The sequence below is a fragment of the Erwinia sp. MYb416 genome (genome assembly GCF_037479575.1).
GTDB lineage: Bacteria > Pseudomonadota > Gammaproteobacteria > Enterobacterales > Enterobacteriaceae > Erwinia > Erwinia rhapontici.
Window position 1 is genome coordinate 1 of the sequence record NZ_JBBGYT010000082.1, and the last position, 1,178, is coordinate 1,178.

At 61.1% G+C, this 1,178-nt stretch carries 1 protein-coding gene; it reads left to right on the forward strand.

Translation table 11 applies throughout. The features are described from left to right. On the forward strand, positions 1–1,178 hold a 1,178-nt coding region (locus WH277_RS00730), incomplete at both ends, for a hemagglutinin repeat-containing protein (RefSeq protein ID WP_339503803.1).

The following is a 1,178-nucleotide window of genomic DNA, read 5'->3' on the forward strand; positions in this document are numbered from 1 at the left end:
TGGTATCACCATCGGCACCTCTAGCCAGAAGCATGACTTAAAAGTGAAGGGCACGACCCAGAGCCAGAGCGTCAGTACCGTCGGCAGCACCGGGGGCAATGTGACGGTCAGCGCGGCTGACGGCGTGAAGATCAGCGGTGCTGACCTGGTGGCGGGTCAATCGTTAACGGTCAACGGTGACAGCGTGGTTATCGCGCCGGGTCATGATAAGCGCACCGCGGACGAGCGATTCGAGCAAAAATCCACGGGGATTACGCTGGCGCTCTCCGGCGCAGTCGGTGAAGCAATCAACAATGCCATCGCCACTGCACAGGCGGCGAAAGGGGAAAGTGACAGTCGTCTGGCGGCCCTGCAGGCGACAAAAACCGCGCTCTCAGGGGTGCAGGCAAAACTGGCCAGCCAGCAGGCGCAGGTCAGCGGCGACCCGAATAGCGGCATTGGCATCAGTATTTCGCTGACCACGCAGAAGTCTAAATCCCAGTCGCAGCAGGTGAGTGATGCGGTATCCGGTTCGACCCTGAATGCGGGGCAGAACCTGGCGATTACCGCGACGGGTAAAGGTCAATCGGCTAACAGCGGGGATATCGCTATCGGCGGCAGCCAGCTGAAAGCGGGCGGCGACACCACGCTGACGGCGGCGAATGACATCCTGTTAACCGGCGCGGCCAATACGCAGCAATCCACGGGCAGTAACTCCAGCGGCGGCGGCGGCGTGGGCATCAGTTTTGGCGTGGGCAACGGCAGCGCCGGGTTGAGCATCTTTGCCAGTGTCAACGGCGCGAAAGGCAAAGACACCGGTAACGGGACGCAGTGGAGTGAAACCACCCTCGACAGCGGTGGCAACGTCTCGCTGAACAGCGGACGTGACACCACGTTAACCGGCGCTCAGGTGAACGGTAATAAGGTCAGCGCCGATGTCGGGCGCAACCTGACCATCACCAGCCAGCAGGACAGCGATCGCTACGATTCGAAGCAGACCAGCTTTGGCGCCGGTGGCAGCTTCACCTTTGGGTCGATGACGGCGTCCGGCTATATCAATGCCAGCCAGGACAAAATGCACAGCACCTATGACAGCGTCATGGAGCAGAGCGGTATCTATGCGGGCAAGGGCGGGTTCGATATTCAGGTCGGCGACCACACCCAGCTGAACGGAGCAGTGATTGCCAGCCAGGCAGGGG